This window comes from Pseudonocardia hierapolitana (assembly GCF_007994075.1).
Lineage (GTDB): Bacteria > Actinomycetota > Actinomycetes > Mycobacteriales > Pseudonocardiaceae > Pseudonocardia > Pseudonocardia hierapolitana.
This window is the reverse complement of record NZ_VIWU01000001.1, coordinates 3,877,037-3,891,849: the sequence shown is the minus strand read 5'-3', so window position 1 is coordinate 3,891,849 and position 14,813 is coordinate 3,877,037. Positions and strand designations below refer to the sequence as shown.

Below are 14,813 nucleotides of genomic sequence, written 5' to 3'. Positions count from 1 at the left end.
GACCCCCAGTTGGACTTGTCCCGGATCCACATCCTGGGGTAGGTGCACCAGTAGCCCTCCAGCGGCGGCCCGCGAACCCGGTGTTGTTCCTGCTGCTGTTCACCCGGGCCGTGATGTCGCTCACCGCTGCCGCGAAGACGTTCCACTGGGAGTGACCCGCAGGCTGTCGACGGCCGCCGCGAGCCGGACTACCCCGGCGGCGATCCGCTCCTGGGGCTGTACGGCGAAGTTCAGGCGGATGTGCCCGGCGCCGTCCTCCGGGCGGAGGAAGAACCGGGACCCGGGCGCCACGTCCACTCCCCGGTCCCGGGCCGCCCGGAGCAGTGTGTCCGAGCGGACCCCCGCGGGCAGGGCCACCCAAGCGAACAGCCCACCGGCCGGGAGTGCGAACCCGGCGTCCGGCAGGTGCTCGGCGAGAGCGCTCCGCAGGGCGTCCCGCCGCTCGCGGTAGAGGCGGCCGGTGCGGCGGAGGTTGGTCTGGTAGCGGCCCACCGTGACGAAGCGGTCCAGCGCCCGCTGCAGCAGGAGGGAGGTTCCCAGGTCGGTGACCTGCTTGGCCTCCACAAGGCGCTGGCGGACCGGGCCGTCGACGACCAGGTAACCGATGCGCAGCCCTGGCATCAGGAGCTTGGAGAACGTGCCCGCGTAGAGGACGTGGCCCCCGTCGTCCAGTGACTTGATCGCCGGCGTCGCGCGTCCGGAGTAGCGCAGGTCGCCGGCGAAGTCGTCCTCGAAGACCGGCACGCCGTGCACGCGGGCGAGCTCCAGCAGCGCGTGGCGCCGGGAGCCGCTCAAGCTCGCGCCGGTCGGGTTCTGGAAGTTCGGCACCACGTACAGCAGGCGCGGGCGGGGCCGATCCAACAGGCGGTGCCGCTCCAGCAATTCGGCGAGGACGTCGACCCGCAGCCCGTGCCCGTCGACCGGGACGCCGACCAGCTGCGCGCCGGCGGCCCGCAGCAATCGCAGCGCGAGGTCGTAGGTGGGTTCCTCCACCAGCACCGTGTCGCCGGGACGCACCAGCACCTGGCAGACCAGGGCAAGGGCCTGCTGGGAACCCGAGGTGATCAGCACCGATTCGGGTGGGACGCCGATCCCCTGGCTGGCCAGCAGCTGCGTCACCGTCCGGCGCAGGGACGGGTCGCCGGCCGGGTCGGGGCCGTAGCTCAGCGCCGCCGCGCCCTCCCGTGCCAGCACCTGCCGGATCGTCCGGCCGAACTCGGCCACCGGGTAGGCCGCCGGGTCACCGACTCCGGTGAACGCGACGACGTCCGGCCCCCGGGGCCCGGCCTCAGCCGGTTCCGACGTCTCAGCACTGCCCTGCCACGCCGGCCATGTTCCGCCTCGCCGGTCGCCCGGAGCCGCGCCCACGGCCGTCGTGGGCAGGACCGGAGCGACCCGGGTCCCGCTGCCGACGGCGGCGACGACCAGCCCCGCGCTCTCCAGCTCCGCGTACGCCGTCCCCACTGTGACCCGGCTGACGCCGAGGTCGGCGGCGAGCGCGCGGCTGGACGGCAGGCGGCTGTCCACCGGCAGCGCGCCGGTCGTGATCGCGTCCCGGAGCCAGCCCTCCAGCTGCCGGTAGAGCGGCACCCGGCTATCCGGGTCCAGTGGAATCCGCACCCGGCGAGACTAGCGGAAATGGTCCTATTGGATTGACCCAGGAGTGGCCGTGGCGGCCGGACCATCGGGCTCATACCGTCGATGTGTGAACCCCGTTCTGGTTCGCGACTCGCATCGACGAGAGGAGATCGGCATGACACCGGCAGAACCGCGGACACTAGGCCGATCGGGCATCGAAGTGTCCGCCCTCGGGCTGGGCTGTTGGGCGATCGGAGGAACCTGGACGTTCCTGGGCTCCCCCGGCGGCTGGAGCGCGGTGGACGACGACGAGTCCGTGCGCGCCCTGCGCCGCGCCCACGAGCTCGGCGTCACCTTCTTCGACACCGCGGCGAACTACGGGGCCGGACACAGCGAGCGGATCCTCGGCCGCGCGTTCGCGGGCCAGCGGGACGACGTGGTACTCGCTACCAAGTTCGGCTACCGCGTCGACGAGGCACAGCGCGCCGTCTCCGAGTTCGAGGAACCGACGTCCGACGCCGAGCTGGAGTCCCGCATTCGGCAGGAACTCGCGGCGAGCCTGCGGCGACTGGGCACCGACCACATCGACGTCTATCAGCTCCACGTCGGCGACCTGCCGGCCGAGCAGGCGCTCCGGATGGTCGACGTGCTGGCGGATCTCGTCCGCGAGGGAAAGATCCGCGCCTGGGGATGGAGCACCGACGACGCCGCCTCGATCCGTGCACTCGCCGACGCCCCCGGGTTCTCGGTGGTCCAGCACGGCTTGAGCGTCCTGGGCTACGAGGACCCCGCCGTCCTGGCGCTCTGCGACGAGTTCAACCTGGCCAGCATCAATCGAAGCCCGCTGGCGATGGGCGCGCTGACCGGGAAGTTCACCCCGTCCACGACGTTCGCCGACGACGACCAGCGCAGCCGCGCCGCCTGGCACCCGGCGTTCGCCGCCGGTCGGCCGACGGCGGACTGGCTGACCCGGCTGGACGCCGTCCGCGACGTCCTGACCAGCGACGGCCGGACCCTGGCGCAGGGCGCGCTGGCCTGGATCTGGGCCCGCAGCCCGCGCACGGTGCCGATCCCCGGCTTCAAGACCGTGGCGCAGGTCGAGGAGAACGCCGCAGCCCTGGCCGCGGGGCCGTTGACCCGCGCCCAGATGGCCGAGATCGCGGGCATCCTCGACGGGGCAGCGGTCGGCTGAGCACCCGCTGCGACCCAACCGCTCCGCAGACGTATCGGGCGCGGCGATGGGTGTGACCGTGAGACATGCCGCCGTCCAGGCAGACAACGTCGCAGCTCACGACCCACGCCTCCGGTCGGGAGCGATCGCGTTCCGCCAGCAGCACGCCCCATCACCTGCACCAGCGGGGTGCCGCATCAGCGGATGCCCGGGAGGCAGGACACCGCGGCCTTGCCCTCCCCTCTGCCGCCTGGGCGTCGCGCAGTAGGTCGGAGTCGTTCAGGGCGCTCCTAGGGCGCGCCATCCGAGTGCGGTGATGCTCGCCGGGCCGACGGGCCGGCCTGGGTCGGGTGGGTCGATCAGGCCCGCGGTCACCAGCCGGTGGCCTGCGGCGGAGTCGGCACAGGCGAGGCCGTCGATCAGGAGTACCGGCTGCCAGCCACTGCCGAGTCGGCAACGTCCCGCGGCGACCGCGCGCAGCAGGGCCCGGTCCCGCCCGCTCAACGTCGCAGTTCCCGCGACAGCCATCTCCCTCGACCCCTCTCGCAACGGTGTTCTACGAGAGCTGTCGTACCCCGCGGTGATGGTGTTTCACGTCATGATCAGGCAGTCACCCGTTCGAAGACCGCGGCGAGACCCTGCCCGCCACCGATGCACATGGTCTCGAGGCCGTACCGGGCCTCGCGACGCTGCATCTCCCGCGTGAGCGTGGCGAGGATCCGGCCGCCCGTGGCGCCGACGGGATGACCGAGCGAGATACCGGACCCGTTGACGTTGAGCCGCTCGAAGTCCTCCGGCACGAGCTTCCACTCCCGCGTGACGGCGAGCACCTGCGCTGCGAAGGCCTCGTTGAGCTCGATCAGGTCCATGTCGGCGAGCGTCAGCCCGGCGGCGTCGAGCGCCTTCGCCGCGGCCGGCACCGGCCCGATGCCCATCGTGGCGGGCGGCACCCCGCCGATACCCCAGGACACGAGCCTGACCAGCGGCCGCAGCCCCAGCTCGGCGGCCCTCGCCGGGTGGGTGACGACGCAGACGGCGGCACCGTCGTTCTGACCGCTGGCGTTGCCCGCCGTCACCGTGGCCTCCGGGTCGTCACGGCCCAGCACGGGCCGCAGTCCGGCGAGCTTCTCGACGGTGGAGTCGGGGCGGATGTGCTCGTCGGCGTCGACGACCGTGTCGCCCTTCCGGCCCTTCACCGTGACCGGGACGATCTCGTCGGCGAAGCGGCCCTCGTCCCGAGCGGCCGCCGCGCGCCGGTGGGAGCGGACGGCGAACTCGTCCTGCTCCTCGCGCGGGATCCCGTACTCCCGGCGCAGGTTCTCGGCCGTCTCCAGCATCCCGCCCGGCACCGGGTGGTTGATCCCGCCTGCGGTGACGCGACCGCGGGCGAGCGCGTCGTGCAGCATGACCCCTGGCCCGCCCTTGACGCCCCAGCGCATCCCCGTGGAGTAGAACGGCGCGCTCGACATCGACTCGGCACCACCGGCGAGCACCAGCTCCGCCACGCCGGACTGCACCTGCATCGCCGCGTACAGCACGGCCTGCAGGCCCGAGCCGCAGCGCCGGTCGATCTGCAGGCCGGGGACCGTGACCGGCAGCCCGGCGTCCAGCACGGCCACGCGGCCGATCGCGGGCGCGTCCATGGTGGGGTAGCAGTGCCCGAGCACCACGTCGTCCACGGAGTCCGGGGGCAGCCCGGTGCGATCCACGAGGGCGCGGATCACCGTGGCCGCGAGCTCGTGTGCTGGCACGTCCCGCAGCGCACCCCCGAACCCGCCCACCGGGGTCCGCAGCGGTTCGCAGATCACCGCGTCACGCATCGAATTTCCTCCTCAGACGTACTGCCGGGTGAGCCACTCCGCGACGAGCGCGGGACGCTCCGACCCCTCGATCTCGACCGTCACCCTGGTGGTCATCTGCACGCCGCCCGACACGTCGGCGACCTCGACGAGGTCGATGTTGCCCCGCACCTTGCTCCCGACCGGCACGGGTGAGGTGAACCGCACGCGGTTCAGCCCGTAGTTGACGCCCATCTTCGTGCCCTCGATGCGGTAGGTCTGCTTCACGAAGTGCGGGAGCAGCGACAGCGTGAGGAACCCGTGGGCGATGGTGCCGCCGAACGGACCCGCCTTCGCGCGCTCCTCGTCGATGTGGATCCACTGGTGGTCGAGGGTGGCGTCGGCGAACGTGTCGATCTGGGACTGATCGACCGTGATCCAGTCACTCACGCCGAGCGGGGACCCCGCCGCCGCACGTAGCTCGTCGACACCGTTGAAGACGCGCATGCTCCGCTCCGATCGTCCGCGACCCTGCCGGTCACCCTGCCACAGCGCGCGACCGCCGACAGGCTGCTCGTGAGCGCCGCCACGGGCCCAGGAATGGGCGTGAGCGTCATCGCGCGGCCGTCCGACGGTCACCTGTCTCACCTACCGTGGGGGCGTGGCCTCCTCCCGACGTCTCCGCGCCCTGATCACCAACGACGACGGCATCGACTCGCCGGGCCTCGTGGCCCTCGCAACCGGAGCCCGGGACGCCGGCTTCGACGTCGTGGTCGCGGCCCCGCACGTCGACGCGAGCGGCGTGGGCGGATCGGTACTGGCCGTCCGGGACGGCAGGCGCGTCCGCGTGCACCGCCGGGAGCTTCCCGAGCTGCCGGACGTCCCCGCGTTCGCCGTCGAGGGCCACCCCGCGTTCATCGTCCACTCGGCGGGCCGCGGCTGGCTGGACCCGGAGCCGGACGTGGTGCTGTCCGGCATCAACGTCGGCGCCAACCTCGGGCACGCGGTGCTGCACTCCGGCACGATCGGCGCGGCGCTCGCGGCGTCGCTGCACGGGTGGCGGGGGCTCGCGGTCTCGCTCGGCACCCCGCTGATCGAGCCGGAGCGCCCGCACTGGGAGTCCGCGCTCAAGGTGCTTCCCGACGTGCTCGACGTGCTGCTCGGGGCCCCGGACGGCACGGTGCTCTCGCTCAACGTGCCGGACCTGCCCGTGAGCGAGCTCGGCGAGCTGCGCGAGGCGCGGCTCGCGCACTGGGGTTCGGTCCGGGTGCGCGTCGACCACGTCAGCGGCGAGGACGTCGACCTGCTACACACCCACGAGGCCGAACTGGCCGGCGAGCTCGAGCCGGACACCGACACCGCCCTGCTGGCCGCCGGGCACCCGACCCTCACCGAACTGCAGTCGGTGACCGACCGGCCCGGCCTGCTCTCCGGCGGATCCCTGCGCAGGCGCGCCAGCTAGTCCTCGGCGCTAGTGCTCGTCGCCGCCGGTCAGCTCGTGCTCGAGCCGGTCGGCGACGTCCACCACGAGCCGGAACGGCCGGTCGAAGCCGTCGAGAGCGGTGTCGCCGAACGGGATGGAGTGGCGGAAGAGCGCCACGCCGTTCGCGGCCACCACACCGCCCGCCACGCTCTCGCTCGCGCGCTCGAGCATCCGGGCGAGGTCGAGGTCGGCCACCCGCCCGATCGGCGAGGTGATCTCCGCCCACGGATGGTCGTCCTCGCCCGTCACCAGCCGTACCACCACGAGCTGCGTGCGGTCCGCCGTCGTGGGCAGCCGGAACCACAGCTCGCCTTCGGCCTGCCGCATGATCTCGTAGCGCACCCGCACGAACGCCACGAGGTCGTCCCACTCAGCCACCCCGCCACCTCCTGCGGCGGACACTAGCGGCATCAGCTCATCAGCTGATCGACCGGTGCCCAGTCGTCGGTGAGCACGGGCGCGTCCCCGGCGAAGCGCAGCGCGGCGGCCCCGTCGAGCACCGATGCGGGCTCGCCGCGCACCGCGGCCCGCTGGGCCAGCTCGGCGACGTCGATCGGGCGGTCCGAGGCCACGATCACGGCGTTGCCCCCACCGCCCGGCGCGAGCTGCTCGGGCCGGGCCAGCAGCGCGACGTGCGGGAACTTGTGGGACAGGGTCGCCACCTCGGCGGCGAGCAGGCGCCACGGCTCGTGGTCGATCACGTTCAGCACGTAGACGCCGTCGTGGCGCAGCACGCGGTGCACGTCGGCGACGAACTCGGCGGTGGCCAGGTGCCACGGCACCGAGCGGGCGCCGAAGGCGTCCCCGAACACGACGTCCGCGGACGCGTCCGGCACCGCGGCGAGCAGGCTGCGCGCGTCACCGATCCGGACGTCGACACCGGGGATCCCGCCCACGCCGAGCTCTCTGCGGCCCAGCTCGACGACCCCCTCGTCCACCTCGAGCACCGTGGAGGCCGAGCCGGGGCGGGTGGCGGCGAGCCAGCGCGGCATCGTGAAGCCACCCCCGCCGACGTGCACCGCGTCGAGCGGGACGCCCGGGGCGAACGCGGTGTCGATCGCGTCGGCGAACCGCCGGGTGTAGGCGAACCGCAGGTGCGCGGGATCGGCCATGTCCACGGCGGAGTGGTCCAGGTCGTCGAGCACCAGCACGCGGACGTCCGGGTCGGCCGGGTCGGCGCGCACGCTCGCGCAGTAGTAGACGGTGTCGACGTCGCACCGCCCGGGCACCGCCACGAGCGCGGCGGCCAGCACAGCGGCGGCGACGGCCGTGCCGGTGACCGTCCTGCCGACCGGCATCGCGGCCGTGACCAGCGCGAGCACCAGGCACGCTGCGGCCGTGACAAGAAGGATCATGGCCACCGGCAGCAACGCGACGAGCACGAAGCCGGTGAGGAACACCCCGGCCAGCGACCCGACCGTCCCCGCGGCGGACAGCCCGCCGATCACGGCGCCGGACCCCTCGACGTGCGCGATCCGGGCGCGGGTGACCGCGGGCGTCACCATCGCGAGCGCGGTGACCGACACGAGCGTGGACGCCGCCACCAGCACGATCGCGGCCAGCGGGCCGGGGCCGAGCGCCGGGCCGAGCACCCGGACCATGGGCCGGACCGCCAGCACCCCGAGCCCGCCCACGGCCAGCGCGCCCGCTGCGACCCGGCGCGGCGGGAGCACGTCGGCCCAGCGCCCACCCAGCGACGCGCCGGCGGCGATGCCCGCGAGCGCCACGCCGATCACGGCCGACGTCGACTCGAGCGTCAGCCCCACGTACGGCGCCACGAGCCGCGTCGCCAGCGTCTCCACCACCAGGATCGCGGCACCGCTCACGAGTACGACGATCCGGGCGAACAGGGCGTTCACCCCACCATCCTCGCGCCCGGCGCCCCGTGATCGACGGCGGGGAGGGTTACAGGCCCAGGTGGCGGGCGATGAGCATGCGCTGGACCTCGCTCGTGCCCTCCCCGATCTCCAGGATCTTGGCGTCGCGGTAGAAGCGCCCCACCGGGTACTCGTTCATGAAGCCGTAGCCGCCGAACACCTGGGTGGCGTCGCGGGCGTTGTCCATCGCCGCGTTGGACGCCACCAGCTTGGCGATCGCCGCCTCCTTCTTGAACGGCTCGCCGCGCAGCATCTTCGCCGCGGCGGCGTAGTAGGCGAGGCGGGCGGTGTGCGCCCTCGCCTCCATGTCGGCGATCTTGAACTGGATCGCCTGGTAGCTGCCGATCGGTGAGCCGAACGCCTCGCGCTCCCGGGCGTAGCGCACCGACTCGTCCACGCAGCCCTGCGCGAGCCCGACCGAGAGGGCCGCGATCGCGACCCGGCCCTCGTCGAGGATCGACAGGAACTGCGCGTACCCGCGGCCGCGCTCGCCGAGCAGGTTCTCGGCAGGCACCCGGCAGTCGTCGAAGAAGAGCTCGCGGGTGTCGGAGGCGCGCCAGCCGACCTTCGAGTACTTCTGCGAGACCCGGAAGCCGGGCGTGCCGGCGGGCACGATGATCGCCGAGATCTCCTTGCGGCCGTCCTCGCCGACGCCGGTGATCGCGGTGACCGTGACGATCGAGGTGATGTCGGTGCCGGCGTTCGTGATGAACGCCTTGGAGCCGTTGATCACCCACTCGTCGCCGTCGAGCCGGGCGGTGGTGCGGGTGGCGCCCGCATCCGAGCCGCCCCCTGGCTCGGTGAGCCCGAAGGCACCGAGCTTCTCCCCGGCCGCGAGCGCGGGCAGCCACCGCCGCTTCTGGTCGGCGGTGCCGAAGCGGTGGAGCGGCATGGCACCGAGCGACACCCCGGCCTCGAGCGTGATCGCCACCGACGAGTCGACGCGCGCGAGCTCTTCGAGGGCGAGGCACAGCGCGAAGTAGTCACCGCCCATGCCGCCGTGCTCCTCGTCGATGGGCAGGCCGAACAGGCCCATCGCGCCCATCCGCGCCACCAGCTGGTACGGGAACTCGCCGCGCTCGTAGAGCTCGCCGATGACGGGGGCGACCTCCTTGCGGGCGAAGTCCTCGACCGTGGCGCGCAGCGCCTCGTGCTCCTCGCTCAGTGTGAGGTCCATCAGTCCACCTCCGGTTCCACGACCAGCAGCACGGCGTCCTTCGCGACCGTGTCGCCCGGCCGGGCGCGCAGCTCGCGGACGGCCCCCGCGACGGGGGCGGTGAGCACGTGCTCCATCTTCATCGCCTCCACGACGACCAGCCGGGCGCCCGCCTCGACCGGCTGCCCGTCCTCGACCTCGACCGCGGTGACGGTCCCGGGCATCGGCGAGAGCACCGGCCCGCCTGCCCCGGACTCCGCCGACGCCGCCGCGTCGAGCGGCGCCTGCTCGCGGATGCCCCACGCCCGCCCGTCCCGGCCGAGCCAGAGGGTGTCGCCGTCGAGCGCGCAGGCGTAGCGCCGGGTGAGCCCGTCGAGGGTCACGACCAGGGTGTCCCCGTCACGCTGCGCGGCACACGGCAGCGGTTCGGCGTCACCGACCGCCACCTCCGCCGCCGCGGCCCTGCCCCGGATGCGCACGGCGACCGGGTCGTGCCCGCCCACCGACATCCGCCACACAGTCCAGGCGGGCTCACCGACCCGCCAGCCGCCGGGCACGTCGAACGGGTCCACCACCGGGCCGACCGGCTCCAGCACGAGCAGGGCGTGCGCGGCGGCCGCCGCGAGCACGTCGGCCGGCAGGTCGGCGGCCGTCCAGTCGGGGAGCCTGCGCGCGACGAGCCCGGTGTCCAGGCGGCCTGCCCGCACGTCCGGGTCTGCGAGCAGGGCGCGCAGGAATCCGATGTTGGTGTCGACCCCGAGCAGCACGGTGTCGCGGAGCGCGGCGTCGAGCCTGCGCATCGCCTCGGCGCGGTCGGCGCCGTGCGCGATCACCTTGGCGAGCATCGGGTCGTAGTCGCTGCCGACCACGCTGCCCGTCGCGATGCCGGAGTCGACGCGCACGCCGGACGGCTCGCGCAGGACCAGCACCCGCCCACCGGTCGGCAGGAAGCCCGCGGCGGGGTCCTCTGCGTAGATCCGCGCCTCCACGGCGTGCCCGGACGACCGGATGCGTTCCGGCCACGGCCGCACCTCGCCTGCCGCGATGCGCAACTGCGCCTCGACGAGGTCGACGTCGTACACCGCCTCGGTGACCGGGTGCTCCACCTGCAGCCGGGTGTTCATCTCCATGAAGTAGAAGCGGTCCGGGTCGTCCGCTCCGACGATGAACTCCACCGTTCCGGCGCCGGTGTAGCCCACCGCCCGCGCCGCCTCGACCGCGGCGGCCCCCATCGCCTCCCGCTGCTCGTCGGTGAGCAGCGCCGATGGCGCCTCCTCGACGATCTTCTGGTGGCGCCGCTGCAGGCTGCACTCACGCTCGCCCAGGTGCACGACGTCGCCATGGGCGTCGGCGAGCACCTGGATCTCGATGTGCCGGGGCGTCGCGATCAGGCGCTCGACGAGCAGGGTCTCGTCACCGAACGCGCCGCGCGCTTCTCGTCGTGCCGACGCGATCGCGTCGGGCAGGTCGTCGGACCGGTGCACCTCGCGCATGCCCTTGCCGCCGCCGCCCGCACTCGGCTTGAGCAGCACCGGGTAGCCGATCTCCTCGACGGCGGCCGCGAGCTCGTCGTCGGTGAGCCCCGCCCCGTCGGAACCGGGGACGACCGGGACCCCGGCCTTGGCCACCGTGGCCTTCGCGGCGATCTTGTCGCCCATGGCCTCGATCGCCGAAGCCGGTGGTCCGACGAACACGATCCCGGCATCCGCGCACGCCGCGGCGAACGCCGTGTTCTCGGACAGGAACCCGTAGCCGGGGTGGATCGCCTGGGCGCCGGTCGCGGCGGCCGCGTCCAGCACCGCCGGGATTGACAGGTAGCTCCGGCCTGCCGGGGCGGGCCCGATCCGCACGGCGCTGTCCGCGAGCCGGACGTGCGGCGCACCCGCGTCGGCGTCGGAGTAGATGGCGACGGAACGGATCCCCATGCGCCGCAGCGTGCGCAGCACGCGCACGGCGATCTCACCGCGGTTCGCGACGAGCACGGTGTCGAACACGCGCGCCTCCCTGGTTCCGATTCGGTTCCGACGAGCGGCGCGTTCGTCGGATGGGTACCGACGAACGCGCCGTTCGTCGGAAGGGCTCACATGCGGAAGACCCCGAAGCCGGGCGGTTCCAGCGGCGCGTTCGCCGCTGCGCTCAGAGCCAGGCCCAGGACCGTCCGGGTGTCCTTCGGGTCGATCACGCCGTCGTCCCAGAGCCGGGCCGTGGAGTAGTACGGGTTGCCCTGGTGCTCGTACTGGGCGCGGACGGCGTCCGGGTCCGCCCCCGAGCCGACGGTCGCGAGCACGGTGGCCGCCTGCTCCCCACCCATCACGGAGATCCGCGCGTTCGGCCACATGAACAGGAACCGGGGCGAGTACGCGCGCCCGCACATCGAGTAGTTCCCGGCCCCGAAGGACCCGCCGATGATCACGGTGAACTTCGGGACGCGCGTCGTGGCCACGGCGGTGACCATCTTCGCGCCGTGCTTGGCGATCCCGCCCGCCTCGTACTCCCGCCCGACCATGAAGCCGGAGATGTTCTGCAGGAACACCAGCGGTACGCCCCGCTGGTCGCACAGCTCGATGAAGTGCGCACCCTTCTGCGCCGACTCGGAGAACAGGATCCCGTTGTTCGCGACGATCCCCACCGGGTGCCCGTGGATGCGCGCGAAGCCGGTGACGAGCGTGGTGCCGAACTCGGCCTTGAACTCGTGCAGCCGCGAGCCGTCGACGATCCGGGTGATCACCTCGCGCACGTCGTAGGGCGTGCGGGAGTCGGTGGGCACGACGTCGTACAGCTCGTCCGGGTCGGCGAGCGGCTCGTCGGCAGGCGCCACGTCCCACGGCCGGGGCGCGCGCGGCCCGAGCGTGCCGACGACTCCGCGCACGATGCGCAGTGCGTGCGCGTCGTCCTCGGCGAGGTGGTCGGCGACCCCGGAGACGCGTGCGTGCAGGTCGCCCCCGCCCAGCTCCTCCGCCGTGACGACCTCCCCGGTGGCGGCCTTCACCAGCGGCGGACCGCCGAGGAAGATCGTGCCCTGGTTGCGGACGATCACGGCCTCGTCGCTCATCGCAGGCACGTACGCCCCGCCCGCGGTGCACGAGCCGAGCACCGCCGCGATCTGCGGGATACCGCGGGCGGACATCTGCGCCTGGTTGTAGAAGATGCGCCCGAAGTGCTCCCGGTCGGGGAACACGGAGTCCTGCTCCGGCAGGTATGCGCCGCCGGAGTCGACCAGGTAGATGCACGGCAGGCGGTTGTGCAGCGCCACCTCCTGCGCACGCAGGTGCTTCTTCACCGTCATCGGGTAGTACGTGCCGCCCTTGACGGTGGCGTCGTTCGCGACGACCACGACCTCGCGCCCGGCCACCCGCCCGACGCCGGTGATCATGCCCGCTCCCGGCGCCTCGTCGCCGTACATGCCGTTCGCGGCGAGCGGGGAGAGCTCGAGGAACGGGCTCGACGGGTCGACGAGGGCGTCGACCCGGTCCCGCGGCAGCAGCTTCCCGCGTTCGACGTGCCGCGCCCGCGCGCGCCCCGGTCCACCGAGGGCGGCGGCGGCGAGGCGGGCCTTCAGGTCGGCCACCAGCTCGTGGTGGGCAGCAGCGTTGCGTTGCTCTGCGCCGGACGTGGCGACGGGCATCGGACCTCCTTCGGTCGCAGCCGACGCGATGTTAACGTTCATTAACCAAGGTCGCCAGTACGACCCGTTCGGGTGCGGCCCCGGAAGTGGGATCCGCTAACGTTCGGTTGATCAACATCGGCCCGCCCGGAGGATCGCTGCCGTGACCTCGTCGACCGGATCCGCTCCCCAGCGATCGAACGCCTCGTCCCGGTGGGCGCAGCCCGTCCCCCGCCGGACCGACGAGAACCTCAAACACGTCCACCGCAAGATCGACCGGAATCTGAAGTCCGGCGGGCCGCTCGTGGACAACGGTCCGTTGCTCGACCCGGGCTCCCGGCAGCCGCGCCTCCCCGGCGCCCCGAGCCTGATGGCCCGGCTGGGCCACCTCGCCGCGACCGCCCCGACCGGCACCACGGTCCACGCGCCCGCCACGACAGCGGAGCCCGGCGGGGACGACTTCCTGGCCAGGGCGAACGCGGAGCGCCTCGCGAAGCAGTGGGAGGACGTCACCGCGCGGCTCCTGCGCGACTTCGCACCCAACGGCGGCACCGACGCCGAGCGGGTGCTGCGGTACATCGCCGAGCAGCGCAAGGAGCTCGACTCGGCGACGGTGCGCGACTACCTGCCGGTCCTCGTCGACAAGGCGGTCCGGCGCCTCCTGGACCCTGACGCAGCAGGCCGGGCCTAGCACCCCCACCGCCACGGCGGTCGCGGTGGCGTGCTGCCGGCCCGCCAGGGCAGCCGCGCAGGCGGCTGTCGCCACCGCCTCGAGTGGTCGGCTCAGCTCGCGCTGTCCGCCGGCACCGCCGCGGCCAGCCGGGCGCTCATCTCCTCGAGGAACTTCCCGGTCGCCGTGCCGAGGATGCCCAGGCACCGCAGGAGGTGCGCGTGGACGTCCGCCGGGCTGCCCACGAGCAGCTCGACCGAGGCGCTCACGTTGTCCTGCGCGGGGTTGAGGTACACCTTCGCGACCTTGGTGGCCCGCGACGCGGCGGAAGCCGCGAGCGCCGCCTCCTCGACCTCCGCCTCGTTCGAGAGCGGGAAGAAGTTCGGGAACAGCAGGTGGAAGTACTGCTCGTCCTGCGTCTCCATGATGAAGTGGTGCCGGCCCTCGTACCGGAAGTGGATGTCGCCCTCTTCGTCCACCTTCGGCCGGAAGCCCTGCTCCGCCAGGAACTCGACATGCAGATCCCGGATCTCGTCCCAACCCACCGTTAACCCCCCGTTCACCCGATCGGACTACTCGCAAATGATCATAGGGCTGCTTGCCGAGTGGCCCCTCCACTGGTCGGCCGAGCCCATGACCGCCACCGATGGCCGCTGGTACAGGTCGATGTCACCACGCGAGCGACGGACGCCAGCTGCTCGTCTTCCGCGGGCTCATGGGGTTCGGGTTCGGGGGTGAGTGGGCGGTCGGGGCGATCCTGATCGGCGAGACCGTCCGGGCGCGGTACCGCGGGCGGGCGGTCGGCACCGTGCAGAGCGGCTGGGCCGTCGGGTGGGGTGTCGCGGTCGGGCTGTACGTGCTGACGCAGTCGCTGTTCCCGCCCGAGACTGCGTGGCGACTGCTCTTCGCGCTGGGGGTGCTGCCCGCGCTGGGGGTGTTCTGGATCCGCGGCACGTGCCCGAACCCGAGGTGTTCGTCCGGCCCGCCGATCGGCGCGGCGATCGTCCGTCCTTCCTCGGGATCTTCCGCCCCGACCTGCTGCGCACCACGGTGGTGTGCGCGCTGCTGTGCACCGGCGCCCAAGGCGGCTACCGACCGGCTCGGGCGCAGGCCCGCGCTCGTCGTGTGCGCGGTGGCGGCGTTCGTGATCGTCCTGCCCATGACGTTGCTGAACCTGCCCACGCCCGTGTTCACGGTGCTCGCGCTGCCGCTCGGCTTCGTGGCCTCGGCGTACTTCAGCGGGCTCGGCGCCCTGCTCACCGAGCAGTACCCCACCGAGCTGCGCGGATCCGGCCAGGGCTTCTGCCACAACTTCGGCCGCGGGATCGGTGCGCTGTTCCCGCTGCTCGTGGGCCTGCTGGCCGATGCGCTCTCGATCGGGGTCGCCATCGCGATGTTCGCCGGGATCGCCTACCTCGTGATGGCGTTCTGCGCGCTCCTGCTGCCGGAGACGCGCGGGGCCGAGCTCACCGGCACGGTCCCGTGAACGGCCGGGC

At 73.0% G+C, this 14,813-nt stretch carries 14 protein-coding genes; 4 read left to right on the top strand and 10 right to left on the bottom strand.

Annotated elements, in window-relative coordinates:
- Positions 1-120: 120 nt before the first annotated feature.
- Positions 121-1,620 carry a MocR-like pyridoxine biosynthesis transcription factor PdxR gene (gene pdxR, locus FHX44_RS18580; RefSeq protein WP_147256947.1) on the bottom strand — a complete coding sequence of 500 codons (1,500 nt, stop codon included), beginning with the start codon at positions 1,618-1,620 and terminating at the stop codon, positions 121-123.
- A 133-nt stretch (positions 1,621-1,753) separates the two neighbouring features.
- On the opposite strand from pdxR, the gene FHX44_RS18575 reads away from it, so the two are divergent.
- Positions 1,754-2,770, top strand: a complete 1,017-nt coding sequence (locus FHX44_RS18575) for an aldo/keto reductase (protein ID WP_147256946.1) — start codon at positions 1,754-1,756, stop codon at positions 2,768-2,770.
- A 258-nt stretch (positions 2,771-3,028) separates the two neighbouring features.
- Here the strand turns inward: FHX44_RS18575 and FHX44_RS18570 are convergent, their stop codons facing one another.
- The 3 genes from FHX44_RS18570 to FHX44_RS18560 form a co-directional block, all read right to left on the bottom strand.
- Positions 3,029-3,277: a hypothetical protein gene (locus tag FHX44_RS18570; RefSeq protein WP_147256945.1), complete on the bottom strand. Its 249-nt coding sequence runs from the start codon at positions 3,275-3,277 to the stop codon at positions 3,029-3,031.
- A 74-nt stretch (positions 3,278-3,351) separates the two neighbouring features.
- Complete coding sequence (locus FHX44_RS18565) at positions 3,352-4,569, bottom strand: acetyl-CoA C-acetyltransferase (protein ID WP_147256944.1); 1,218 nt, start codon at positions 4,567-4,569, stop codon at positions 3,352-3,354.
- Between the two features lie 12 nt (positions 4,570-4,581).
- Positions 4,582-5,034: a MaoC family dehydratase gene (locus tag FHX44_RS18560; RefSeq protein WP_147256943.1), complete on the bottom strand. Its 453-nt coding sequence runs from the start codon at positions 5,032-5,034 to the stop codon at positions 4,582-4,584.
- Between the two features lie 154 nt (positions 5,035-5,188).
- On the opposite strand from FHX44_RS18560, the gene surE reads away from it, so the two are divergent.
- Positions 5,189-5,989, top strand: coding sequence for a 5'/3'-nucleotidase SurE (gene surE / locus FHX44_RS18555; protein WP_147256942.1), 801 nt, complete (start codon positions 5,189-5,191; stop codon positions 5,987-5,989).
- A gap of 9 nt (positions 5,990-5,998) precedes the next feature.
- Here surE and FHX44_RS18550 read toward each other — a convergent pair whose 3' ends face one another.
- From FHX44_RS18550 to FHX44_RS18530, 5 genes are all read right to left on the bottom strand, one after another.
- Complete coding sequence (locus tag FHX44_RS18550; protein ID WP_147256941.1) at positions 5,999-6,388, bottom strand: hypothetical protein; 390 nt, start codon at positions 6,386-6,388, stop codon at positions 5,999-6,001.
- Between the two features lie 32 nt (positions 6,389-6,420).
- Positions 6,421-7,869 (bottom strand): fused MFS/spermidine synthase, encoded by a 1,449-nt coding sequence (locus FHX44_RS18545; RefSeq protein ID WP_147256940.1) that lies wholly within the window; start codon positions 7,867-7,869, stop codon positions 6,421-6,423.
- Positions 7,870-7,915: 46 nt separating this feature from the next.
- Complete coding sequence (locus FHX44_RS18540) at positions 7,916-9,064, bottom strand: acyl-CoA dehydrogenase family protein (RefSeq protein WP_212612542.1); 1,149 nt, start codon at positions 9,062-9,064, stop codon at positions 7,916-7,918.
- Entirely contained in the window at positions 9,064-11,037 is a 1,974-nt protein-coding gene (locus tag FHX44_RS18535) for an acetyl/propionyl/methylcrotonyl-CoA carboxylase subunit alpha (RefSeq protein ID WP_147256939.1), read from the bottom strand. The genes FHX44_RS18540 and FHX44_RS18535 overlap by 1 nt, the downstream gene beginning before the upstream one ends.
- Positions 11,038-11,123: 86 nt before the next feature.
- Positions 11,124-12,668, bottom strand: a complete 1,545-nt coding sequence (locus FHX44_RS18530; protein WP_147256938.1) for a carboxyl transferase domain-containing protein — start codon at positions 12,666-12,668, stop codon at positions 11,124-11,126.
- Between the two features lie 142 nt (positions 12,669-12,810).
- Here FHX44_RS18530 and FHX44_RS18525 point away from each other — a divergent pair, with 142 nt between their 5' ends.
- On the top strand, positions 12,811-13,338 hold the full coding sequence (locus FHX44_RS18525; RefSeq protein WP_147256937.1) for a three-helix bundle dimerization domain-containing protein: 528 nt from the start codon (positions 12,811-12,813) through the stop codon (positions 13,336-13,338).
- 92 nt (positions 13,339-13,430) lie between these two features.
- Here FHX44_RS18525 and FHX44_RS18520 read toward each other — a convergent pair whose 3' ends face one another.
- Positions 13,431-13,862: a hypothetical protein gene (locus FHX44_RS18520; protein ID WP_147256936.1), complete on the bottom strand. Its 432-nt coding sequence runs from the start codon at positions 13,860-13,862 to the stop codon at positions 13,431-13,433.
- A gap of 101 nt (positions 13,863-13,963) precedes the next feature.
- On the opposite strand from FHX44_RS18520, the gene FHX44_RS42820 reads away from it, so the two are divergent.
- Positions 13,964-14,803, top strand: a complete 840-nt coding sequence (locus tag FHX44_RS42820) for an MFS transporter (protein WP_212612541.1) — start codon at positions 13,964-13,966, stop codon at positions 14,801-14,803.
- The last annotated feature ends 10 nt before the right edge of the window (positions 14,804-14,813 follow it).